This window comes from Belnapia mucosa (genome assembly GCF_016775475.1).
Classification (GTDB): Bacteria; Pseudomonadota; Alphaproteobacteria; order Acetobacterales; family Acetobacteraceae; genus Belnapia; species Belnapia mucosa.
Window position 1 is genome coordinate 1 of record NZ_JAEUXJ010000014.1, and the last position, 21,813, is coordinate 21,813.

21 protein-coding genes and 1 pseudogene are annotated in these 21,813 nt (G+C 72.1%); 13 read left to right on the plus strand and 9 right to left on the minus strand.

The features are described 5' to 3' along the window. The 7 genes and pseudogenes from JMJ55_RS23645 to JMJ55_RS23675 all read right to left on the minus strand — a co-directional run. Positions 1–877, minus strand: an 877-nt coding sequence (locus JMJ55_RS23645; RefSeq protein ID WP_236033989.1) for a hypothetical protein, incomplete at its 3' end; no start/stop codon positions are given. A 36-nt stretch (positions 878–913) separates the two neighbouring features. Next, a complete protein-coding gene (locus JMJ55_RS23650) occupies positions 914–1,327 on the minus strand; it encodes a DUF350 domain-containing protein (protein WP_202828084.1) in 414 nt (137 codons plus the stop codon). A gap of 18 nt (positions 1,328–1,345) precedes the next feature. Continuing rightward, the gene (locus tag JMJ55_RS23655) at positions 1,346–2,986 is read right to left on the minus strand and encodes a DUF2491 family protein (protein ID WP_236033990.1); all 1,641 of its coding nucleotides are present in this window, start codon (positions 2,984–2,986) and stop codon (positions 1,346–1,348) included. 240 nt (positions 2,987–3,226) lie between these two features. Beyond that, positions 3,227–3,751: a peptidoglycan-associated lipoprotein Pal gene (gene pal, locus JMJ55_RS23660; RefSeq protein WP_202828085.1), complete on the minus strand. Its 525-nt coding sequence runs from the start codon at positions 3,749–3,751 to the stop codon at positions 3,227–3,229. A gap of 63 nt (positions 3,752–3,814) precedes the next feature. Next, positions 3,815–4,222: pseudogene (locus tag JMJ55_RS32115) on the minus strand (transposase); the annotation flags it as partial. Further along, entirely contained in the window at positions 4,177–5,559 is a 1,383-nt protein-coding gene (locus JMJ55_RS23670; RefSeq protein WP_202828086.1) for an amidohydrolase family protein, read from the minus strand. The pseudogene JMJ55_RS32115 and the gene JMJ55_RS23670, both read right to left, overlap by 46 nt. Before the next feature lie 4 nt (positions 5,560–5,563). Further along, positions 5,564–6,505, minus strand: coding sequence for an N-carbamoyl-D-amino-acid hydrolase (locus JMJ55_RS23675; protein WP_202828087.1), 942 nt, complete (start codon positions 6,503–6,505; stop codon positions 5,564–5,566). A 286-nt stretch (positions 6,506–6,791) separates the two neighbouring features. Between JMJ55_RS23675 and JMJ55_RS23680 the strand changes: the two genes are divergently transcribed. From JMJ55_RS23680 to JMJ55_RS23700, 5 genes are read left to right on the plus strand one after another with little or no spacing between them, the layout of a single operon-like run. After that, positions 6,792–7,751 carry a glycosyltransferase gene (locus tag JMJ55_RS23680; RefSeq protein WP_202828088.1) on the plus strand — a complete coding sequence of 320 codons (960 nt, stop codon included), beginning with the start codon at positions 6,792–6,794 and terminating at the stop codon, positions 7,749–7,751. Beyond that, entirely contained in the window at positions 7,748–9,631 is a 1,884-nt protein-coding gene (locus JMJ55_RS23685) for a glycosyltransferase (protein ID WP_202828089.1), read from the plus strand. The genes JMJ55_RS23680 and JMJ55_RS23685 overlap by 4 nt, the downstream gene beginning before the upstream one ends. A gap of 58 nt (positions 9,632–9,689) precedes the next feature. Next, a complete protein-coding gene (locus JMJ55_RS23690; protein WP_202828090.1) occupies positions 9,690–10,355 on the plus strand; it encodes an alpha/beta hydrolase in 666 nt (221 codons plus the stop codon). Between the two features lie 13 nt (positions 10,356–10,368). Then, positions 10,369–11,049 carry an NnrU family protein gene (locus JMJ55_RS23695; RefSeq protein ID WP_202828091.1) on the plus strand — a complete coding sequence of 227 codons (681 nt, stop codon included), beginning with the start codon at positions 10,369–10,371 and terminating at the stop codon, positions 11,047–11,049. Between the two features lie 32 nt (positions 11,050–11,081). Next, a complete protein-coding gene (locus JMJ55_RS23700) occupies positions 11,082–11,891 on the plus strand; it encodes an SDR family NAD(P)-dependent oxidoreductase (protein ID WP_236033991.1) in 810 nt (269 codons plus the stop codon). A 3-nt stretch (positions 11,892–11,894) separates the two neighbouring features. Here JMJ55_RS23700 and JMJ55_RS23705 read toward each other — a convergent pair whose 3' ends face one another. Both JMJ55_RS23705 and JMJ55_RS23710 read right to left on the minus strand, forming a co-directional pair. Then, positions 11,895–12,185, minus strand: a complete 291-nt coding sequence (locus JMJ55_RS23705; RefSeq protein ID WP_202828092.1) for a hypothetical protein — start codon at positions 12,183–12,185, stop codon at positions 11,895–11,897. A 104-nt stretch (positions 12,186–12,289) separates the two neighbouring features. Further along, positions 12,290–12,991: a 2OG-Fe(II) oxygenase gene (locus JMJ55_RS23710; RefSeq protein ID WP_202828093.1), complete on the minus strand. Its 702-nt coding sequence runs from the start codon at positions 12,989–12,991 to the stop codon at positions 12,290–12,292. 112 nt (positions 12,992–13,103) lie between these two features. On the opposite strand from JMJ55_RS23710, the gene gpmI reads away from it, so the two are divergent. The 8 genes from gpmI to JMJ55_RS23750 all read left to right on the plus strand — a co-directional run bounded on the left by gpmI (position 13,104) and on the right by JMJ55_RS23750 (position 21,810). Further along, entirely contained in the window at positions 13,104–14,633 is a 1,530-nt protein-coding gene (gpmI, locus tag JMJ55_RS23715; protein WP_236033992.1) for a 2,3-bisphosphoglycerate-independent phosphoglycerate mutase, read from the plus strand. Next, positions 14,633–15,892 (plus strand): murein hydrolase activator EnvC family protein, encoded by a 1,260-nt coding sequence (locus JMJ55_RS23720; RefSeq protein WP_202828094.1) that lies wholly within the window; start codon positions 14,633–14,635, stop codon positions 15,890–15,892. The genes gpmI and JMJ55_RS23720 overlap by 1 nt, the downstream gene beginning before the upstream one ends. An 89-nt stretch (positions 15,893–15,981) precedes the next feature. Continuing rightward, positions 15,982–17,373, plus strand: coding sequence for a S41 family peptidase (locus JMJ55_RS23725; protein WP_202828095.1), 1,392 nt, complete (start codon positions 15,982–15,984; stop codon positions 17,371–17,373). A 10-nt stretch (positions 17,374–17,383) separates the two neighbouring features. Then, the gene (locus JMJ55_RS23730) at positions 17,384–18,442 is read left to right on the plus strand and encodes a divergent polysaccharide deacetylase family protein (protein ID WP_202828096.1); all 1,059 of its coding nucleotides are present in this window, start codon (positions 17,384–17,386) and stop codon (positions 18,440–18,442) included. A gap of 11 nt (positions 18,443–18,453) precedes the next feature. Next, positions 18,454–18,933: an RNA pyrophosphohydrolase gene (locus tag JMJ55_RS23735; protein ID WP_202828097.1), complete on the plus strand. Its 480-nt coding sequence runs from the start codon at positions 18,454–18,456 to the stop codon at positions 18,931–18,933. Between the two features lie 18 nt (positions 18,934–18,951). Next, the gene (locus JMJ55_RS23740) at positions 18,952–19,512 is read left to right on the plus strand and encodes a LemA family protein (RefSeq protein WP_202828098.1); all 561 of its coding nucleotides are present in this window, start codon (positions 18,952–18,954) and stop codon (positions 19,510–19,512) included. A gap of 7 nt (positions 19,513–19,519) precedes the next feature. Continuing rightward, positions 19,520–20,614 carry a M48 family metalloprotease gene (locus tag JMJ55_RS23745; RefSeq protein WP_202828099.1) on the plus strand — a complete coding sequence of 365 codons (1,095 nt, stop codon included), beginning with the start codon at positions 19,520–19,522 and terminating at the stop codon, positions 20,612–20,614. A 47-nt stretch (positions 20,615–20,661) separates the two neighbouring features. After that, positions 20,662–21,810, plus strand: coding sequence for an exonuclease SbcCD subunit D (locus JMJ55_RS23750; RefSeq protein WP_202828100.1), 1,149 nt, complete (start codon positions 20,662–20,664; stop codon positions 21,808–21,810). Positions 21,811–21,813: the final 3 nt, after the last annotated feature.

Here is a 21,813-nt window from a genome sequence, read left to right on the forward strand (position 1 = left end):
GCGCAGGCCCAAGACAAAGGCGGCAGCGCCGGATTCGCAGCGATGCCGAAACGCCTCCCGCCTCTAAGGCCCGTTCGGGTCCCTGGATCTGCCGGGGCAGGCCTGCGGGCTGGCGCTGCCGTAGCGCTGCGAGGCGGTCCGAAAGGCTGGTCGGCGCCGGCCCCTTGCCCGAGACGGCGTCCATGGCGGCTGCGATATTCGGGTCGTCCTGCTCGGGCTTTGAGGGCTGCAGCAGCTTCGCCTTGGCATTGGCGGCCTCCGCTGCGGCAAGGTTGCGTGCGGCATTGTCCTGCATCGCCTTCAGCGCCACCGTCAGGCCGCTGGTTGCGCCGGACAGGCCCGCCGCCTGGCGTGCCGCCTCGGCGCGGCGCTCCGCCGTCTCCCGCTGCTGTTCGGCCCGGCCCATGTCCCGCTGGGCGCGGTTCAGCGCATCGCGGGCGGATTTCAGCTTCTGCCCGGCTTGATTGTAGGTGTCCTCCAGCATCTGCAGGAAGCTGCCGGCGTCCCGCGCATCCTGCGTCTCCCGATCGATATCGGGGGCCATCTGCTCCAGCATGTTGACCAGCGTGGCGAGGCTGCGCTCGAGCCCGGCCTTCTGCGCCGGGTCGGTCTCGCCCTGCAGGCGCTGCTGCAGCTGCTCGGCTGCCGCCATGCGCTGCTGCGAGAGGCGGGTGATCGTCTCCGCCTCCCGCTGCTCGCGGTCATAGGCCTGCCGGGCCTCAGCGACCTGGCGGCCGAGCTGGTCGAGATGCTGTTCCATGGTGCGCAGCTCCGCTTCGGTGGCGGCCCGCGGGTCCCAGCGCACCAGCGCCTCGACCGCGCCCTGCACGGCCTGGTCTGTCTTTACGCCGACAAGGTTGCGGATGAATCCGATCATGATGGTCTCTCCTCCTGATTGATTGTGAGATGGCGGTCAGCCAGCCATGGCGCCGGCATTGATCAGCGCGACGGCGAGCTGGATGCCGGCCACCACGCAGGCGACAGCGACGTTGCCGGCCTCGATCATCCCGCGCAGGCCGCGGAACAGGCTGGCGGTCAACAGGAAGGCCAGCAGCTGGAACACCACGGCCACCAGGCCCCAAAGCAGGACATCCAGCGTGAAGGCGCTGGTCGCCAGGGTCACCGCCAACGGGATGGCCAGCGCCACCAGCGCGGCCATCAGGATGATGCCTGCAGCGACATTACCCTCCCGCGCCAGCCGCGCCTCATGGAAGGGCGTGATAGCCATGTAGCAGCCGACCCCGAGCCCCAGCAACGCCAGAGCCACGCCGAGCTGGGCGAGCAGAACGGGAAGTCCGGTCCATAACGTGTCGAGGATGCTGTGCAAGGCGGGCGTCCTTCGGCTTCAAACGAGGGAGAGGGAGGCTGGGTTGATGTCGATGCCCGCGCGGATCTCGACCCAGGCACGGCCGCCTTCCTCCTGCGCCGAAACCAGGATGTACTCGGTCTCGGGCCCCGGGGCGGCGATGCCGGTGGGGGCAGCGTAGAGCATGGCGCGGCTCTGCACCTGGCGAATGCCCTCCAGGCTCTCGATACGCTCGGTCATCAGCCGGGGCGGCACGGGGCCTTCGCCCGGCGCCCAGAGCCGGGCATAGAGCTTGCCATTCTTGGTCTGGAATTCCGGCCAGCCGATCATGCCCTGCTGCGGGTCGAGCCAGGCCGCCCATTCCGCCTCATCGGCCGGAACCACCTCGTCGAGCAGCCCGAAATAGCGGCATTCCTCGATCTGGCCCCGCGCATCGGCATGGAGCTGGAACAGGCCGCGGCCATCCGGCAGGTAGAGCCGCGCCAGTTCCTCGCTGCCTTCGCGGATGCGGCCCACGGCCTGGATGCTCACCTGCGGGTTGCTTTCGGCAAAGGCCGGCACCGGAACCTGCAGGGCGCCGGCGCCGAGCAGGAAGGGCGTCGGGTCGCAGGTGATGGTCATGCCAACCCGGAAGCGCGGCGCGGCGGAATGGATATCGGGCATGGGCCGTCCAGTGGCAGGGGAGCCGGAAGGTGCAGCGGCCTGCCCCGCCGTAGCGGCCTGCCGTCTGCGCCGCGCCAACAGGAACAAGGCGCCGCCACCGCCGAGAAGCACCAGCAGGGTCAACGGCGACAGGCCACCGGCGTCGGAAACAGCCTCGGGCGGCGATGCCGCAGGGGGCGGGGCTGCCGTGCTCGGGGTTCGGGCATCCGGGCGGGGCGCCATGGCGACATCGGCAGGCACATCGGGCGGCAGATAATTCGGGTCGCGCGGCTGGCCCTGGCGCTCCGCCAGCCGCCGGTCGAGCTCGTCGAGCCGGGCACGGGTCTCGGCATCCGTCTGGGCGCGACGCTCTGCCTCCTGCCGCCATTCGCGGTAGCCGGGGTCGTCCTGGTGGTTGTGGAAGAAGTCGGTCGAGCCGGCGCGGGCGAGATTGCTCAGCAGGAACCAGAGGAAGACGCCGTCCCAGACGCCGAAGCTGCGCTGGCCGAGGCCGCCGCCCCAGCCGCCACCCATGCCGCCGCCCCAGCCACCGCCGCTCGGCACGCCACGCGGCGCGGACCAGCCGCCCCCCATGGTGCCGCCGCGCCGCCACCAACCGGGATCGGCCTGACCGGAGGACTGGTCATAGGGGGCGGGCCGGACCGGTGGCTGTTGGGGCCGCGGCTGGACCGGCTGGTTCTGCCGCCGCATGCGATCCAGCGCCTCGGATGACCGTTCCCGCGAATAGGACCGGTCCCAGGCCGAGCCGCCGCCGACCGAGGGCCGGCGATAGCTGCCGCCCCCCGGGGGGCTGGGCCGGCTGTAGCCGCCACTGGCGGAAGGGGTGCGCGGCACGGCCCTCGCGCCGCCGAAGGATGGCGTCCGGCCATAGCCGGAACCTGGGCGCGCATACCCGCCGCTCGAGCGGGATTGCGCCATGGCACCCGTACTCGCCGCCAGGACGGCACCGAACGTCCAGGTGAAACCCAGATGCAGAAGCAGCAGGCTGAGACACCAGGCGCGGAGGCGGGCCGGCATCGCATCTCCTCGGCAGAGCATGGCCGGCCGAACTGCCGGGTCCGGCGCTCAACGGCTCGCCGAGGGTGACGTTCCGCACGCGCTTGGGCATGTCGCATCAGGCGGTCGTGCTGACAGGCACCGCTCAACCATGCGGTGCATGCATCAGGCGGAGGCCATTGGTAGCGGGCTGACGTCAGCCCGGGACAAACTCGAAGGCCGCTACCATTCATTCTTTCGGCGGGGTGCCCAGCACTTGGCTCAGCGAACTGTCGTGACGGCTCGGCGGTTCTGGGCCCAGGCCTGCTCGTCGGAGCCAAGTGCGGTGGGGCGGTCCTTACCGTAGCTTATCGTCTGAATGCGGCTCCCGGCGACTCCTTGCGAGACCAGGATGTCGCGGGCCGAGTTGGCTCGGCGCTGCCCGAGAGCGAGGTTGTATTCCCTCGTGCCGCGCTCGTCGGCGTGGCCCTCCAGCGTTACCCTGACCTGGCGGTATTGCTGCAGCCATCCGGCCTGCCGGTCCAGCACGGGACGCTGATCCGCCCCGACGCTCGCGCTGTCGGTGGCGAAGAAGACCCGGTCACCGATAGTGCTGGCGAGGTGCTCCTGGCTCCCAGGCTGCCCTGTCGCGCCGCCTGTACCCGGCCCACCGAGCTGGCCCGTTTGCCCGGCCATGCCGAGGCTGGAACCGGCACCCTGGCCGGTCGCGGCGGCGTTCGTGTCTGAGTCGGAGGAGCATGCGGCAAGCAGTATTGCAGCCACGACGGGAAGAGCTCGGAACAGCATGCCTTTTGAAAATCCTCATGAGACAACCACCGGGCGAGAATGGCACGGCGGGGTAGCATGCGTTCATTCGGCTAACGGCCCGGCGAACGCAAGACTAAGTTGAATTGCGGCTCCGCCTGCGGTGGCGAGACGGTTGGTGGCCAGCCTGTCATAGCGTGTGGCGATGCGGCGGAAGTCCTTCAGGCGACCGAAGCTGCGCTCGATGGCGTTGCGGCCGCGGTAGGGGACGGGCTGACGCAGTGCTTCCACCGGCGGGTGCGCTTGACGGGGTATTCGGCCCGGCGACCTGAGCCTGGATCTGGCCGCGGACGGCTTCGGTACCCTGGGCCCGATCTGTCATGACCAGTACGTCCGACGGCAGGCGCCGCGGCAGTCCGCTGCCTGGCCCGGCGTCAGCAGGAAGGCAGCGGGGCCCTCTCGACCCATCAACCCGCGAAGGCCGCCTGCGCCTCCGGCAGGTCCCAGATGCGCTGGATGGCCGCCGCGCCGGCCGCGGTGATCGCCGCCTCGTCGCCCCCGACCAGCCGGCCGCCCTGCACCAGCAGCCGGCCATCCACCATGACCGCATCCAGGTTGCCGCGATTGGCCAGCCAGACCAGCGCCCGGCACGGGTCGTGCAGCGGCTGGAGATGCGGATGGGTCAGGTCCACCACGGTCAGGTCCGCCGCCGCCCCCGGCGCGATGCGGCCGAGATCGGGCCGCCCGATGGCATCCGCCGCCTGCCGCGTCACCGCATCGATGATCGCCGGCGCCGCCGCCACCCGCGCATCCCCCGCCGCGATCTTCGAGATCATCGCTGCGGCATTCATCTCGCCCAGCAGGTCCATGTTGTAGCCATCGGTGCCGATCAGCGTCCGCACGCCATGCCCGGCGAAGCGGCCGAAGGCGGCGACGGCACCGGTTCGGGCGAAGACGCGCGGGCAGTTCAAAAGGCTCGCCCCGCGCGCCGCCATCAGCCGGAGGTCGTCATCGGTGCAGGCGATGCCATGCGCCGCCAGCAGGTCGGGCGCCAGCAGGCCCAGCCGGTCGAGATATTCCGCCGGGGTGCAGCCATGGCGGGCCTCGATCGTCGCCACCTCCTGCCGGCTCTGCGCCAGATGGGTGGTGATCGGCACGCCGAGCGCGCGGGCCCGCGCGGCGCAGGCGCGCAGCAGGTCGGGGCCGCAGGTATCCGTCGCATGCGGACTCATGGCGAGGCGGATGCGGCCCGCGTCATGCCCCTCCCAGCGCGCATGCAGCGCGTCCCAGGCGGCGAGGTCGGCGGCGCCGTCATCCCCGGCATAGACCACCCGCCCATCCGCCCCGGCCCGCGCATCGGCGGTCGAGAACAGGTAGGGCGCGCCGTAGAAGCGCAGCCCCATCTCGGCCGCCGCCTCGAACATCTCCGGGATGCCGGCGCGGAAGGGCTCCATCACCGTCGCGACGCCGCCCTTCAGCAGCTGCAGGATGCCCAGTCGGGCGATCGCCAGCCGTTCCTCCGCCGAGAGGATGTCGATGCCGCGCCGGGTCAGCGGCATCAGCACGGTATAGACGATGCTCTCGTTGTTCCGCCGCCCGCCACCATCCTCGGTATGGGTGCGCGCCACCGCCTCACTGAAGCAGTGGTTGTGCAGGTTCAGCAGCCCGGGCAGGACGAAGCGGCCGGGTGCATCCAGCACCAGATCAGCGCCACCCGGCCGCTGGCGCGTGACGGCGGCGATGCGCCGTCCCTCGACCAGCACCCATTGGTCGCGCAGCACCGCCGGCGCGCCCTCGCGCTCGATCAGCAACCAGGAGGCGAAGACGGCGGTGGTGCCGGGGGCCTGCATCGGCTCAGGCCGGCGGCTCGGCGCCGACCTGGTCGACCAAGCGGCGGTAATGCTCCGGCCGGCGATGGGCGGCGAAGTTGAACATCTTCTCCTTGCCCTGGCGGCAGAGATCGAGGTCGCAATCGGCCACCAGCACCTCATCGCCCAGACTCTTGGCCTGGGCCACGATCAGCCCGTTCGGATCGACGATGACCGAGCCGCCGATGAGGCCGGAGCCGTCCTCATCCCCCGCCTTGGCGGTGCTGACCGCCCAGGTCGCGTTCATATAGGCATTGGCCTGGGCCGCCAGGGTTGAGTGGAAGGTGCGGAGCCCGGCATCCTCGGTGCGGCCGCCATTCGGGTCATAGGCTGCGGAATTGTAGCCCATCACCATCAGCTCGACGCCCTGCAGCCCATAGGCGCGCCAGGCTTCCGGCCAGCGGCGATCGTTGCAGATCAGCATGCCCATCACCGGCGAACCCCAGGCGGCCGGGCCGCGGAAGGCGGGGAAGCCGAGATCGCCATACTCGAAATACCGCTTCTCCAGCTGCTGGAAGCGGTCGCTGGCGCGGGGCTCGACCGAGCCGGGCAGATGGACCTTGCGGTATTTGCCGAGGATCGCGCCATCCGGCCCGGTGATGATGGCGCTGTTGAAATGCTGGCCTTCCGGCGTCCGCTCGGCATAGCCGACATAGAAGCCGATGCCGAGCGCGCGGGCCCGGTCGAAGAGAGGCTGCACCGCCGGGTTCGGCATGGCAGCCTCGAAATAGCCGTCCAGCTCCGCCCCTTCCAGCAGCCAGCGCGGGAAGAAGGTGGTGAAGGCGAGTTCGGGGAAGACGACCAGTTGCGCGCCTTGCTGCGCCGCGCCCTCCAGCAGGGCGATCATGCGGGCGAGGATGGCTTCGCGGCTATCGGCACGCTGGTTGGGACCCATCTGGGCGGCGGCGAGGCGGAGGATACGGGGCAAGGCAGGGCGCTCCTGGATGACCGGGCTCGGCTGCCTCTTTCATGCCGGGGGGCGCCCGGCAAGGCAACCGCGCGGCCTGGCGGGGGCGTCCGGCAGACTGGCCCGGACCGATGAATAATCGGCACGAAACCTGATAGTATTGTGCAATATTCATTGTGAGACCAAAAATAAAGTAGGTTTCACGCCGTACTTCACCGTACACGCATTCAATCGAAACCGGATGCACCGCTCCTCCGTTCTTTTTCGGGAAAACGAATACGGCCTTCGGCCGCAGGAGGAATTGCCGGTGCTCCAGAGTCTTGTCGCGCCGCAGCCGGCCCCGTCCGCCCCCGTCGCCGAATCCGCCGCCATGACGGTCACGGCGGTGATCGTCACCCGCGACCGGCCGGCCCTCCTCGCCCGCTGCCTCGGCGCCATCCGTGCCCAGACCATGCTGCCCGGCCAAGTCCTCGTCATCGACAATGCCAGCGAGGATGAGTCCGCCACGGCTGAGGCGGTGGCCACCGCCCCGGGCGCCCGCCTGGTGCGGATGGAGGAAAATCTCGGCGGCGCCGGCGGCTACCGCGCCGGCATCGCGCTGGCGCTGGAGGAGGGCGCGGAATTCGTCTGGCTGATGGATGACGATGGCTATGCGCGGGATGCCGACTGCCTCGGCCATCTGCTCGCCGCCATGGCCTCGGGCGTCGCCCTCGCCGCGCCGCTCGTTCTCGATGCCGAGGAACCGGAGCGGCTCGCCTTTCCCATCCGCATCGCCGGCCGCACCCGCTTCCTGCCCGAGGATCTCGACGGCCGGCGCCGCATCGAGGGCTTCGCGCATCTGTTCAACGGGGCACTCATCGCCGCCTCGGCCTTTCGCCAGGTCGGCCTGCCCGATCCGCGCTTCTACATTCGCGGCGACGAGGTCGAGTTCATGCACCGCCTGCGGCGCGCCGGCCTGCCGATCGGCGTGGAGGTCGCGGCGGAATTCCTCCACCCCGGTTCCCGGGCGGAAACCCACCCGATTATGTTCGGCCTGTTCTATGCCCCTGAGCCACCGACGGAGCTGAAGCGCTATTTCCAGTTCCGCAACCGCGGCTACATCTTCCGCGCCTATGGCATGTGGGACTTCCTGCTGGCCGATATCATCCGCTACGGCTGGTTCTACGGCATCAGTCGGCGCGGCGATGTCGCGGGCTTCGCCCGCTGGCTGCGCGCCACCGCCACCGGCTGGCGCGGCGCCTTCCTCCCGGGCGGACCGGGCGCATGAGCGGCGTGATCACCCCCGCCGAAGCGCGCGCCGAGCCCCGGCCCGGCCGCCCCGCCGCGCCCCCCGGCCTGGTCCTGCAACGCCTCCTGCTCGACCGTCCGGCGCCTTTGCGCGACCTCTACTGGCAGGCCAGCGGCCGGCGCGGCGCGGCGCCGGTCACGGTGGAGGCCGGCGCGTTGCGGCTGCCGGCCGGCACCACCCTCTCCTTCGACACCTATTTCAACGCGCTGTTCGAGGGTGCCTGGCAGGCCGCGGCGCAGCCCGGGCGGCTGAGCCTCGAGCTCGACGCCTCCGGCAGCCTCGCACTGCGCGTGGCCCGGCGGGTGCCGGAGGTCGGCACCGTCACCCTGGCCGAATGCTGCCTGGAGGCGATGGACGGCCCCGTCACCCTCGACCTGCCGCCGCCGCCCGCCCATCCCCGCGCCGCCGGGCGGGTCTTCCTCGAGGTCACGGCGCTTGCCCCCGGCGCCACCCTGCGCGCCGCCCGCTGGCGCTGCCCGGATGCGGTGCCGGCGCCGGTCGGCCTCGCCCTGGTCTTCTGCACCTTCAACCGCGAGGCCGATCTCGCTCGGGTCCTCGCCAGCATCGCCGCCGATGCCGAGGCGCTGGCCGCCGTGGCCCGGATCTTCGTCGTCAACCAGGGCCGGCCCGGCCTCGCCGCGCATCCGGCCATGGCCGGCCTGCCGGCGCGGCTGCGCCAGCGGCTGGAGGTGATCGAGCAGGGGAATTTCGGCGGCGTCGGCGGCTTCACCCGCGGCATGCTGGCAGCGCGGGAGATGCCAGGCGCCACCCATGTGCTGCTGATGGATGACGATGTGGTGCTGGAGCCCGAGAGCCTGCGCCGCGCCGCCGCCTTCTTCGCCATCGCCCGGCCCGATACGGCACTCGGCGGGCATATGCTCGACCTGCTGCAGCCGACCCGGCTCTATGAGGCGGGGGCACGCATCAATCCCGGCAACTGGGCGCTGGAGCCGCTGCGCTTCCACCTGGCCATCGCCCGCCGCGGCGGGCTCGATGCGCTGCACCAGCCGGAGCCGATGCATTACAATGGCTGGTGGATGTTCGGCCTGCCGCTGGCGATGCTGGACAGGGCCGGGCTGCCGCTGCCCTGCTTCATCCGCGGGGACGATGTGGAATTCGGCCGGCGCCTGCATGATGCCGGCATCCACACTGCCTCGCTGCCCGGCATCGCGGTCTGGCACGAGCCCTTCTACATGCGGCTCGGCGGCTGGCAGCTCTATTACGAGACGCGCAACATGCTGATCGCCGCGGCGCTGCACTTCCCGCGCTCCGGCCGTGGCCTTGCCGTGCTGCTGCTGAAGCGGCTGCTCGGCCAGCTCCTCACCTATCGCTACTACAGCGCGGCGCTGATCCTGCGCGGAGCGGAGGACTATCTGCGCGGCCCCGCGGTGCTGGAGGAGGCGCCCTGGGCGCTGCATGCCTCGCTGGAGCGGGAGAAGGAGCGTTTCCCGCCGGTGACCGTGGCAGCGGAACAAGTGGCGCCGCCGCTGCGGCCGGGGCCGGATCCGCGCGGCCGGGCGCGCTACTTCGCCCGCCTCGCCCGCGCCATGCTGCGCAACACCCTGCGCCCTGCCCCGGCCGCGCCCGCGGCCGTGCGAGTCCCGATCGGGGACCTGGTCTGGTTCCGCCTGATGCGGCACGACCTGGTCGTCGCCGATACCGGCTGGGAGACGCGGCTGCCGGCCTTCCGCCGCGACCGGGCCGCCTTCCGCAGCCTGCTGGCGGAGGGCCTGCGGCTCGCGCTGCGGCTGGCGCGTGAGGCAGCGCCGGTCGGCGCGGCCTGGCAGGCGGCGCGGCCCCGCCTCACCTCGCCGGCCTTCTGGCGCTCCTATCTCGGCATCGACCCGGCCGGGGACTGATCCCGCGAGGAGTGGACATGCCCGCCGCCTGCCGCGACAGTCGCCGGCGGAGGCTCCCATGGAAGAAGGCCAGATCGCCGCCCGCCCTCGTCCGCTCGCGGATCGTGCCGCCTGGCCGCTGGCGCCCGGTCTCTACCCGCTCGCCCTCGGCGGCGCGCGGGATGGGCTGCTGCGCGTGCCGGAAGGTGCCGGCGAGGGCCCGCTGCCGCTGATCCTGATGCTGCACGGCGCCGGCGGCAGCCCGGGCGGAACGCTCGCCCGCATCGCCCCCATTGCCGATGCCGCCCTGGTCGTGCTTCCGGCCAGCACCGGCACCAGCTGGGACGTGCTGGAGGAGGGCTACGGCCCCGATATCGCGCGGATCGACGCCGCGTTGGCGGACGTCTTCGCCACCTGGCCCATCGACCCGCAGCGGGTGGCCGCTGCTGGCTTTTCTGACGGCGCTTCCTATGCGCTCTCGATCGCCATGATGAATGGCGCGCTTTTCACCCATGCGCTGGCCTTCTCGCCCGGCTTCGCCGCGCCGGTGCGGATCGAGGGCAAGCCGCGCCTCTTCCTCAGCCACGGCACCGCGGACCGGGTGCTGTCCATCGACCATTGCAGCCGCCGCTTGGCGCCGAAGCTGAAGCGCGCCGGCTATCCGCTGGCCTATCTCGAATTCGAGGGCGGGCACGAAGTGCCGGAGGCGATCGCGCACCGCGCACTGGACTGGCTGCTGGCCTGACAGGGGGAGAACGATGCTGGCCGTCGCGGCACTGGTCTGGATCGGCGTCCATGTCGGCATCGCCGGCACGCGGCTGCGCGGGGTGATCGCCGCCCGCCTCGGCGAGGGCGGGTTCCGCATCGCCTTCTCCCTCGCCTCCGTCGCCGCGATCCTCGTCCTCATCCGTGCCTGGCGGGCGGCGGAGACGACGCCGCTCTGGTTTGCGCCCGGCTGGCTGCGCTGGGTGCTGGCGCTGGCGATGCTGCCGGCCTTCATCCTCTTCGTCGCCTCGGTGGCGAAGCCCAACCCCACCGCGGTCGGCGGCGAGGCCCGGCTCGGCGACGAGGTGCGGGGGATCCAGCGCGTGACCCGCCACCCGATGCTCTGGTCCTTCGCGCTCTGGGCGGCGCTCCACATGATCGGCAATGGCGATACGGCGGCGCTGGTCTTCTTCGGTGCCTTCCTCGTTACCGCCATCGCCGGCATGCCGAGCATCGATACCAAGCTGGCGCGGCGCGCGCCGGCGCAATGGGCGCGGCTGGCGGCGGAGACCTCGATCCTCCCCTTCGGCGCCATCCTCGCCGGGCGGAACCGGCTGGTGCTGCGTGAGATCGGCTGGGTGCCGCCGGTGCTCGGCACGCTGGCCTGGGCGGCGATGCTGCATTTCCACGGCCGGATCATTGGCGTATCGCCCCTGCTGATGGGCGCGCCGTGACGCCCGCCTGACCACCAAGGGGAGGACATACAATGCCCGAGATCGCCGAGAACCTGGCCGGCAAGGTCGCCATCGTCACCGGCGCCGGCTCCCGCCCAGGCGAGGGGGTTGGGAATGGCCGCGCCACCGCCATCCTGCTCGCCCGCGCCGGGGCCCGGCTGGTGCTGGCCGATGCGATGGCGGACTGGGCCGAGGAGACGCGGCGGCTGATCGAGGCCGAGGGCGGCGAGGCCATCACCTGCGCCGCGGACGTGACCCGGCCCGAGCAATGCCGCGGCATCGTCGCGGCGGCGACGGATCGCTGGGGTCGGCTCGACGTGCTGGTGAACAATGTCGGCATCGGCGGGCCGAAGGGCACGGCCGAGGATGTGGACCCGGAGGCCTGGGCGCAGGGTCTGCTGGTGAACGTCACCTCCATGATGCTGATGGCGAAATACGCGGTGCCGGCGATGCGCGCGGCGGGCGGCGGCTCCATTGTCAATATCGGCTCGGTCGCCGGGCTGCGCGGCGGCCATCCCAACCTGCTCTATCCCACCAGCAAGGGCGCGGTGGTGAACATGACCCGCGCCATGGCGGTGCACCACGCGGCGGACGGCATCCGCGTCAACTGCATCTGCCCCGGCATGGTCTACACGCCGATGGTCCAGGCTGGCGGCATGACGCCGGCGAAGCGCGATGCGCGGCGCCGGCGCAGCGTGCTGCAGACCGAGGGCACCGGCTGGGATGTCGGCGCGGCGGTGGTGTTCCTGTGCGGCGGCAATGCCCGCTGGATGACGGGGGCGATCGTCCCGGTCGATGCCGGCGCGACCGCGATCGCGGCGCTGCCGGATGAGATGGTGTAGGGCCTAGATCACCATCTCCCGCAGCCAGCGCCCGGCCCGGAGCACGGCCCGCAGCGCGGCGAGGAGGAAGACCAGGGCGAAGACCAGCAGGCCCAGCTTCGCCAGCACGTCCCAGGGCGCCGGCAGCCCGTTGGTCGCGGCCAGCAGGCTCCCGGCGCTGTAGCTGGCGGGATGGAGCCAGTGCTCGACCTGCGGCTCGCTCAGCCCGAGCGCCTCATGATGGCCGAGAAGCCAGGGGCGCAGGGGTTCCAGCGCGCCATGCTGGGCGGCCAGGATCACGGCCAGCACGGCCAAGCACAGAACAAACATGAGCCCACTCGGAATTCGTCAGCCGCAATGATCTAAGCAACAGAAACTATTCAGAAATCGTGTCACGCCGATGCGGTGCAGCATAGTCCTTATTGGGCATCATGGAAGATGATCCCGAGCGTATGCCGCGTCCCGCTGCGGATGCGGCTCACCCCATGGCGCATTGCCACCCGGTAGTCGCCCCGCGTGCCGCGCATCGGCCGCTGCGCCACGGCAAAGACCGCCGCCTCGCCCAGCGCGAGCGGCACCACCTCGGCACGGGACTGCATGCGTGGCCGCTGCTCGGTCAGGACGAATTCGCCGCCCGTGAAATCCTCCCCGGGCGCCGAGAGCAGGACCACCACCTGCAGGGGAAAGACATGCTCGCCATAGAGGTCCTGGTGCAGGCAATTATAGTCCTCTGGCCCGTAGCGCAGCAGCAGCGGCGTCGGCCGCGCCTGGCCGGCGGCATGGCAGCGGGCGAGGAATTCGGCATGCGTCGCCGGATAGCGCACCGGCAGCCCCATCCTTTCGTTCCAGCGGTTCGCCACCGGCGCCAGGCGCGGGTAGAGCGCCTCCCGCAGGGCCTGCACCCGCTCCGGCAGGGGATAGGCGAAATACTGGTATTCGCCCCGCCCATAGCCGTGGCGCGCCATCACCACCCGGCTGCGGAAGCGGCCGCCATCCTCATAGAGCGCGGCCAGCGCCCGGCATTCCTCCGGCGCCAGCAGCGGGCCGAGCCGCGCCACCCCCGCCGCATCCAGCGCCGCCTCCGCCGCCGCCCAGTCGATCCCCTGCATTGCTTGGTGCATCCCTCTGGCCTCCTCCCCGCGCTTCTGGACGTGATCGCCCGCCCCCGCCTGCCGCCCGTTGCGCCGGCATGGCGCCGGGTCTAGGTCGGGTGGCGCCAGAGAGGAGCCTGCCATGCCCGCACCCCGCCCCGTGATGCTCACCATCCTCGATGGCTGGGGCTGGCGCGAGGAAGAGGCGGATAATGCCGTGCGCCTGGCCAACACGCCGGTTTTCGACGCGCTCTGGGCCACCGGGCCGCATGCCTTCCTCCGCACCTCCGGTCGCGATGTCGGTCTGCCGGATGGGCAGATGGGCAATTCCGAGGTCGGGCACCTCAATCTCGGCGCCGGCCGGGTGGTGATGCAGGACCTGCCGCGGATCGATGCCGCCGTCGCCGATGGCTCGCTCGGCAAACTGCCGTCGCTGACGGACCTGATCGCGGCGCTGCGCGGAACGGGAGGCACCTGCCACCTGCTCGGCCTGCTCTCCCCGGGCGGCGTCCATAGCCACCAGGCCCATGCCGCGGCTCTGGCCCGGGTGCTGAGCGAGGCCGGCATCCCGACCGCCTTCCACGGCTTCACCGATGGCCGCGACACCCCGCCCGAGGCCTCGCCCGGCTATCTCGCCACCCTGCGCCAGGCGACGGGCAGCCTGCCCGGTTTCCGCATCGCCACCCTCACCGGCCGCTACTTCGCCATGGACCGCGACCATCGCTGGGAACGCGTCGGCCAGGCCTGGCGCGCGCTGGTCCTGGCCGAGGGCGAGCATGCCCCCGATGCCGAGGCCGCCATCGCCGCCGCCCATGCGAAGAAGGTCACGGACGAGTTCATCCCCGCCACCGTGATCGGCGACTATGCCAGCATGCGCGACGGCGACGGGCTGCTCTGCTTCAATTTCCGCGCCGACCGGGTGCGGGAGATCCTGGATGCCCTGCTGGAGCCCGATTTCACCGGCTTCGAGCGTCCGCGCGTGCCGCGCTTCGCCGCCGCGGTCGGCATGACGGAGTATTCCGAGGGCCTCAGCCACCGCCTCGCCACCCTCTTCCCGCCGCAGCCGATGCAGGATCTGCTGGCCGAGGTCGTCTCCCGCGCCGGGCTGCGCCAGCTCCATGCCGCCGAGACGGAGAAGTATCCGCACGTCACCTTCTTCCTGAATGGCGGGCAGGAGCCGCCCTATCCCGGCGAGGACCGGATCATGGTCCCCTCCCCCAAGGTCGCCACCTACGACCTCCAGCCGGAGATGTCGGCGCCGGAGCTCTGCGAGAAGGTCGTCGCCGCGATCAACACCGGCACCTATGACCTGGTGGTGCTGAACTTCGCCAATCCGGACATGGTCGGCCATACCGGCAGCCTGCCAGCGGCGATCAAGGCGGTGGAGACGGTGGATGCGGCGCTCGGCCGCATCGTCGAGGCGGTGAAGGCCGGGGGCGGCGCCCTGCTGGTCACCGCCGACCACGGCAATTGCGAGCTGATGAAGGACCCCGTGACCGGCGGCCCGCATACCGCCCATACCACCAACCCGGTGCCGGTCCTGCTGGTGAACGGCCCGCCCGGTGCCACGCTGGCGGATGGGCGGCTGGCCGATGTGGCGCCGACCCTGCTGGAGCTGATGGGCCAGCCCCAGCCGGCGGCGATGACCGGGGTCTCGCTGCTCCGCCGCTGATGCGCCTCCGCACGGCCGGACTGCTCGCGCTGGTGCTGCTGCCGCCCCTCGCGGTCAGCGCCCAGCCAACGCCCGGGGCCGTGCACGAGGCCCAGCGCGCCGCCCAGGCCGCGCGCGAGGCGGCCGAGGCCGCCGCCCGCGCCAGCCGCGCCGCCGCCGCCGAGGAGCGGCGCCTGGCCGAGCGCCGGGTCGAGGCCGCCCGCCGTGCCCAGGCCGCCGATGCCCGGCTGGAGGAGGCCGAGGGGCGCAGCGCCGCCGCCGAGGCCGCCGCCCGCGAGGCCCGCGCCGGCAGCCGCGCCCAGGCCGAGGCCCTGGCGCCGCTGCTGCCGCTGATGCTCCGCCTCGGCCTCTGGCCGGCGGAATCCCTGCTCGCCGTGCCCGGCCCGCCGGAGGACCGGCTGCGCGGCCTGCTCGTGCTCCAGGCCCTGTCGCATCAGCTCGCCACCGAGGCCGGCAATCTCCGCGCCGCCGAGGCCGAGGCCGCCCGCCGTGCCGCCGCCGCGGCGCGCGAGGCCGCCGCCCTGCGCGAGGCCGAGGCCAATGCCCGCACCGCCTCCGCCGCGCTGGAGGCCGAGCTGCGGGCGGCGCGGGAGCGCCGGGCCGGCGCCGAGGATGCCGAGGCCGAGGCGGCCCGGCGCGCCGCCACCATCGCCGCCCGGGCCGGCGACCTCGAAAGCGCCCTCGCCCGGCTGCGCCAGGAACAGGCGCGGGCGGCAGCCCGGGAAGCGGCCGAGGCCCGCGCCCGGGAGCGTGCGGCGCGCGAGGCGGCAGCCAGGGACGCGGCGCGGGAAGCCGCGGCCCGCGACGCAGCCTCGCGAGAGGCAGCGCGCGAGGCCGCCCGCGCCCGCCAGGCGGAGGCCGCCGCCGCCCGGGTGCCGGAGCCGGCGGCCCCCACCCCCTCGGGCGGTCGCGCCATGCCGGTCGCGGGCCATGTGGTGCGCGAATTCGGTGCCGCCGGGGAAGGCGGGCCGGCACGCGGGATCACCATCCAGGCCGCCGCCGGCGCGCGGGTGGTCAGCCCCTGCGGCGGCCGAGCCGTCTTCGCCGCACCCTTCCGCAGCTTCGGCCAATTGGTGATTGTCGATTGCGGCGAAGGCACCCATGTCGTGCTGGCAGGGCTCGATCGGCTGGATACGGGCCCGGGCGAGCGCCTGCTGGCAGGCGAGCCGGTCGGGGCCCTTGGCGCCGCGCCGCTCTATCTGGAATTGCGGCGCAACGGCCGGCCGGTCGATCCGCGGGCGTGGCTATCCCCGCGTTAAGGTTACTGGCGCTGACATGGCGCCTGGCTTCGCGTTAGGATGCCAAATCGCGGTGGCGCACCGCAGCGGAAGAAGGATACGGGTGCCGCATGAAGGGCAGGGTTCGGACGGTTGCGACGGTGACGGCGGCTTTCGCGGCCGGGATCGTGCTCGGCCCCATGGTCACCTCTCCCATGGTCAAGGCCTGGGCGCAGGAAGGCGGCCGGGCCGAGACCTATCGGCTGCTTAACCTGTTCGGCGACGTCTTCGAACGTGTCCGCGCCGAATATGTCGAACCGATCAACGACCGCGATGCGGTCGAGAATGCCATCAACGGCATGCTCACGGGGCTCGACCCGCACAGCTCCTACCTGAACCAGCGCTCCTACCGCGACATGCAGGTGCAGACGCGCGGCGAGTTCGGGGGCTTAGGCATCGAGGTCACGCAGGAGAACGGCTACATCAAGGTGATCTCGCCGATTGACGAGACGCCCGCTGCCCGCGCCGGCGTGAAGGCCGGCGACCTCATCACGCATCTCAACGGCAATTCCGTGCAGGGCCTCACGCTCCAGGAAGCCGTGGAGCAGATGCGCGGCGAGCGCGGCACCGCGATCAAGATCACCATCCGGCGCGAGGGCGCCGACCGGCCGATCGAGCTTTCGCTGACGCGCGAGGTGATCCGCCCGCAGGTCGTGCGCTTCCGGCTGGAAGGCAACGACATCGCCTATGTCCGCCTCACCTCCTTCAACGAGCAGACGGATGTCGGCCTGCGCCGCGCCCTGCAGACCATGCGCCAGCAGGCCGGCAATACGCTGAAGGGCATCGTGCTCGACCTGCGCAACAATCCGGGTGGGCTGCTCGATCAGGCGGTGCAGGTCACGGATGATTTCCTCGAACAGGGCGAGATCGTCTCGACCCGCGCCCGCCGGTCCGAGGATGCGCAGCGCTGGAACGCCAAGGGCGGCGACATCGCCGGCGGCCTGCCGGTGGTGGTGCTGATCAATGGCGGCAGCGCCTCGGCCAGCGAGATCGTGGCCGGCGCCCTGCAGGACCACAGGCGCGCCATCGTCCTCGGCACCAAATCCTTCGGCAAAGGCAGCGTGCAGACCGTGATGCCCATCCCGGGCAACGGCGCCATCCGGCTGACCACCGCGCGCTACTACACGCCCTCCGGCCGGTCCATCCAGGGCACCGGCATCGAGCCCGATATCGAGGTGCTGGCGCAGCGGCAGGAAGCCACGGCGAATATCCCGCGCGAGCGGGAAGCGGATCTGCGCCGCGCCCTCAGGAACGAGGGCGGCGTGCAGCAGCCCGCCGGCGCCGCCATCCCGCCGCTGCAACTGCCCGCCGGCCTGGCCGAGAAGGTGACGCGGCTGCCGCCCGAGGGCACCCCGGCCTTCGACCCGACCAAGCCGGAGACCGACTTCCAGCTCCAGCAGGCCACGCAGCTCCTGCGGAACCTGGCCACGGCGCAAGCCCCGGGTCGGCGCGCCGCGCGCTGACCGGCGGCCCATGGCGCCGCCCATCCTGGCCTGGCGCCGGCTGGCCGCCGGCTGGCGGGCGCTGATCGGCGCCTGGGCGGCGCTCCTGCTGGTCTTCGGCGGGGTCGTCGGGGTCCTCGCCTGGCTCGGGCCGCTCCCCGCCCCGGCCGAGGCGGCGGCCGAGATGCCCGCCCCCCTCCCCGTCGCGGCGGAGCCCTCGCCGCCGCCGGCGGTCACGGAAGCCGCCTTCCGCCCCGCCCCCACTCCGGCCGCCCCACCGCGCGGCATCGCCGGCGCCGATCCCGCCCTGCTGGAAGCCGGGGCGCATGGACCGCTGCCCCGCATCGGCGCCGATGGCCGGACCTCCATTCGCGCCTATGGCCGCCCCTTCGACCGGCAGGAGGCCCGGCCGCGGGTCGGCCTCGTCATCGGCGGGCTCGGCATGAATGCCGCCCTGACCGAGGAGGCGATCCGCCGCCTGCCCGGTGCCGTCACCCTGGCCTTCAGCCCCTATTCCCCCTACCCCGCCCTGCTGCTGGACCAAGCCCGCGCCCGGGGGATGGAGGTGCTGCTGGCCCTGCCGCTGGAGCCCGCCGGCTATCCGCTGACCAATCCCGGCAACCGTGCCCTGCTCACCGGCCTGCCACCCACCGAGAATGACGACCGCTTCGCCTGGCTGCTCTCCCGCTTCACCGGCTATGTCGGGGCGATCGGTGCCATCGGCCCGATGCGGGGCGAGCGGTTCGCGGCGCTGGGCGAGCAGCTCGGCGCCTTGCAGGACGGGTTGCGCAGCCGCGGCCTTCTCTATGTCGATCCACGCCCCGGCGCCCGCGGCCCGGATCGCGCCTGGGGCCGCACCATCGACCTCGTGGTCGATGAGCCGGCGACGCGCGGCGAGATCGAGATCAAGCTGGCGGAGCTCGAGCGGTTGGCGCGCGAGACGGGCTCCGCCCTCGGCTATGCCGGGGAGGCCTCACCGGTGCTGATCGACCGCGCCGCCGCCTGGGCCGCCAGCGTCGAGAGCCGCGGCCTGGTCCTCGCCCCGGTCACCGCGCTGATGCGCCGGCCGGACTCCGCCCGCGCCAACTGAAAGACCACCCCATGGACCTGCCCTATCGCGACAATGTCGGCGCCGTGCTGTTCAACCGCGCCGGCTTGGTTCTGGTCGCCCGCCGCGCCGACCTGCCGAATGCCGAGGGCGCGCCGGGGGGCTGGCAGCTCCCCCAGGGCGGGATGGACCCCGGCGAGGACCCGGCCGTCGCCGTCCTCCGCGAGGTGGAAGAGGAGATCGGCACGCGGAACGCGGAGATCATCGCCGAGCATCCGGACTGGCTGGCCTATGACCTGCCGCCGCATCTGCTGGGCCGGGCACTCGGCGGCAAATATCGCGGCCAGCGGCAGAAGTGGTTCGCGCTCCGTTTCCTCGGCGAGGATGCCGAGATCCGCCTCGACCTCGACCCGCATCCGGAATTCGATGCCTGGCGCTGGGCGGCGCTGGCGGAGCTGCCGGCACTGGCCGTTTCGTTCAAGCGTGAAATTTATGATAGGCTCGCCCGCGATTTCGCCCGCTTCGCCGGGTGATGCGGAGGGGAAAGCGGCATGACCGGTTGGATCGTCCTCGGCGTCGTCGTCCTGCTGCTGCTCTGGCTGGTTGTCACCTACAACCGGCTGGTCGCGCTGCGGCAGACGACCGGGCAGGCTTGGTCGGATGTCGATGTCCAGCTCAAGCAGCGGCACGACCTGATCCCCAACCTGGTCGAGACGGTGAAGGGCTATGCCGGGCATGAGCGCGGCACGCTGGAAGGCGTGGTGCAGGCCCGCAACGCCGCGCTCGGCGCCCAGGGGCCGGAACAGGCGGCGGCGGCCGAAGGCGCGCTGGGCGCCGCGCTCGGCCGGCTGCTGGCGCTGTCCGAGGCCTATCCGGACCTCAAGGCCAACCAGAATTTCCTCCAGCTCCAGTCGGAGCTCGGCGATATCGAGAACAAGATCGCCGCCGCCCGGCGCTTCTTCAACAATGCCGTCGCCGAGTACAACAGCGCCATCCAGCAGATTCCGGCGGTGCTCTTCTCGGGCGCGCTCGGCTTCCTGCCGCGCGGCTTCTTCGAGGTGCCGGAGGCGGAGCGTGCCGCCATCGCTGCCCCGCCGCAGGTGAAGTTCTAAGCGTGTTATGCGCGCCTTCGGGCTGAATACCTGGATCTGGAACAATGGCTGGAAGACCGGCCTGCTGCTGGCCGGCTTTCCCTTCCTGCTGCTGCTGATCAGCTTCGCCTTCGGCCTGCTGGTGGTGGCCGAAGAAGCGCATTCCTTCCGCGCCGGGCTGCACGACGCTGCCCGCATCATCCCCGCCGTCCTGCCCGCGGTGCTGGCGGTGACGGCGATCTGGTTCGCCATCGCCTGGTTCTGGAACCAGCGCATCCTCGACCTGCTCTCCGGCGCCCATCCGGTGACGCGGAAGGAGGAGCCGCGGCTCTGGAACATGGTCGAGACGCTCTGCATCAGCCGCGGCCTCGGCATGCCGCGCCTCGCCGTCATCGAGCAGCCGGCGCGCAACGCCTTCGCCTCCGGCCTCTCGCGCCAGACCGGCGCGGTGACGGTGACGCGCGGCCTGCTGGAGGCGCTGGATGACCGCGAGCTTGCGGCCGTGCTGGCGCATGAGCTGACGCATATCCGCAATGGCGATGCGCGGCTGGCGGTGGTGGCGGCGGTCTTCGCCGGCGTCGTCTCCCTGCCGGGGGAGCTGCTGGTGCGCACCGGCCGGGCCTTCGGCAATGGGGGATACAGCTTCGGCTCCGGCCGTTCCTCCTCGCGGTCGTCCTCGAAGGATGACAACAAGGGCGGCGGCGCGGCGATCCTGCTGGTGCTGCTGGCGCTGGCCATCATGCTGCTCACCTGGGCGCTGGCGCTGGCGCTGCGCTTCGCCCTGTCGCGCAACCGGGAATTCCTCGCCGATGCCGGGGCGGTGGAGCTGACCCAGGACCCGGATGCGCTGATCACGGCGCTGCGCAAGGTCGCCACCCGGGCGGAGCTGCCGCGCCTGCCCTCCCAGATCCAGGCCATGCTGCTGGAAAGCCCGGGCGAGACGATGGGCCGGCGCTGGCTGGCGACCCATCCGCCGCTGGAGGAGCGCATCGCCGCCCTGGTCCGCTATGCCGGCGGGCGCGATCCCGGCCCGGTCTCGGTGCTGGAGCCGGCGGCACCGGCCGAGGCGCCCCAGCCGGTGGCGCCGCCGCCGCCTGGCTCGCCCTGGTGGCGGCAGGGGTAACGGCGCCGCTTGCGCCCGTCCGCCCCGCCTGCGCATGGTGCGCCGGCATGCGACTCCTCCATACCGCCGACTGGCATCTCGGCCGCAGCCTCGGCGGGCATTCGCTCCATGAGGACCAGGCGGAGCTGCTGGCGATGCAGCTCCCGGCCATCATCCGCGACACCGCGCCCGACGCGGTGCTGCTCGCCGGCGATGTCTTCGACCGCGCCGTCCCGCCGGCCGAATCCGTCCGCCTGCTCGACGAGGTGCTGAGCGAGATCGTCCTGCGCCACGGCATCCCCGTCATCGTCATCCCCGGCAACCATGACGAGGCGCGCCGGGTCGGCTTCGGCGCCCGGCTGCTCGCCGCCGCGCGGCTGCATATCGTGCAGTCCCCCTGCGGCGAGGCGATCCCGCTGCAGGGCCGCGACGGCAGCAGCGCCACCATCCTGGCCTGCGGCTATGCCACGCCGCTGGCCCTGTCGCGGGAGCCGAGCCTGGCCGGCGCGCAATTCGCCGACCATGACGGCGCCTTCGCCGCCCTGGCGCCGCTGCTGCACGCCCTCTGCCCCGCATCCGGCCCGCGCGTGCTGGTGGCGCATGCCTTCGTCGCCGGCGGCGCCGAGAGCCCGATGAGCGAGCGGGCGCTGTCGGTCGGCGGCACCGGTGCCATCGGCGCCGACCGCTTCACCGGCTTCGACTATGTCGCGCTCGGCCATCTGCACCGGCCGCAGAACCTGCTGGGCGGGCGGCTGCGCTACAGCGGTTCCCTCTTCCCCTACAGCGTTGAGGAAGCCGACCACGCCAAATCGGTCACGCTGGTCGACCTCGCCGCCGACGGCACGCGGCAGATCGAGGAAATCCCGCTCAGCCCGCGCCGTGGCCTCCGCGTGCTGACCGGCAGCTTCGCCGCGCTGCGCGAGACCGAGGGTCCGGCGCGAGAGGACTATGTCGCCCTGGTCCTGACCGACCCGACGCCGGTGCCCGAGGCGCAGCGGAGACTCGCAGAGATCTTCCCGCGCATCGTCGGCCTCCGCTACGCGGCGGAGCGTGCCGGCAGCGGCGCCTTCGCCCCGGCCGGCGCGGCGGCGCGGGTGGCCCGGCCGCTCGACCTCTTCGGCCGCTTCCATGCCGAGATGCGCGGCGCCCCGCTGCCCGGGGAAGCCCGCCCCGTCCTCATCGCCGCCATCGAGGCGGCCGAGGCTGCCGGCCACTAGCCC

Coding starts and splice junctions, on each gene's coding strand:
- JMJ55_RS23700 (WP_236033991.1), top strand. CDS start 11,082: ATGCCCGAGATCGCCGAGAACCTGGCCGGCAAGGTCGCCATCGTCACC.
- JMJ55_RS23720 (WP_202828094.1), top strand. CDS start 14,633: ATGCGCCTCCGCACGGCCGGACTGCTCGCGCTGGTGCTGCTGCCGCCC.
- JMJ55_RS23670 (WP_202828086.1), bottom strand. CDS start 5,559: ATGCAGGCCCCCGGCACCACCGCCGTCTTCGCCTCCTGGTTGCTGATC.
- JMJ55_RS23750 (WP_202828100.1), top strand. CDS start 20,662: ATGCGACTCCTCCATACCGCCGACTGGCATCTCGGCCGCAGCCTCGGC.
- pal (WP_202828085.1), bottom strand. CDS start 3,751: ATGCTGTTCCGAGCTCTTCCCGTCGTGGCTGCAATACTGCTTGCCGCA.
- JMJ55_RS23710 (WP_202828093.1), bottom strand. CDS start 12,991: ATGCACCAAGCAATGCAGGGGATCGACTGGGCGGCGGCGGAGGCGGCG.
- JMJ55_RS23685 (WP_202828089.1), top strand. CDS start 7,748: ATGAGCGGCGTGATCACCCCCGCCGAAGCGCGCGCCGAGCCCCGGCCC.
- JMJ55_RS23695 (WP_202828091.1), top strand. CDS start 10,369: ATGCTGGCCGTCGCGGCACTGGTCTGGATCGGCGTCCATGTCGGCATC.
- JMJ55_RS23730 (WP_202828096.1), top strand. CDS start 17,384: ATGGCGCCGCCCATCCTGGCCTGGCGCCGGCTGGCCGCCGGCTGGCGG.
- gpmI (WP_236033992.1), top strand. CDS start 13,104: ATGCCCGCACCCCGCCCCGTGATGCTCACCATCCTCGATGGCTGGGGC.
- JMJ55_RS23740 (WP_202828098.1), top strand. CDS start 18,952: ATGACCGGTTGGATCGTCCTCGGCGTCGTCGTCCTGCTGCTGCTCTGG.
- JMJ55_RS23735 (WP_202828097.1), top strand. CDS start 18,454: ATGGACCTGCCCTATCGCGACAATGTCGGCGCCGTGCTGTTCAACCGC.
- JMJ55_RS23690 (WP_202828090.1), top strand. CDS start 9,690: ATGGAAGAAGGCCAGATCGCCGCCCGCCCTCGTCCGCTCGCGGATCGT.
- JMJ55_RS23655 (WP_236033990.1), bottom strand. CDS start 2,986: ATGCCGGCCCGCCTCCGCGCCTGGTGTCTCAGCCTGCTGCTTCTGCAT.
- JMJ55_RS23725 (WP_202828095.1), top strand. CDS start 15,982: ATGAAGGGCAGGGTTCGGACGGTTGCGACGGTGACGGCGGCTTTCGCG.
- JMJ55_RS23745 (WP_202828099.1), top strand. CDS start 19,520: ATGCGCGCCTTCGGGCTGAATACCTGGATCTGGAACAATGGCTGGAAG.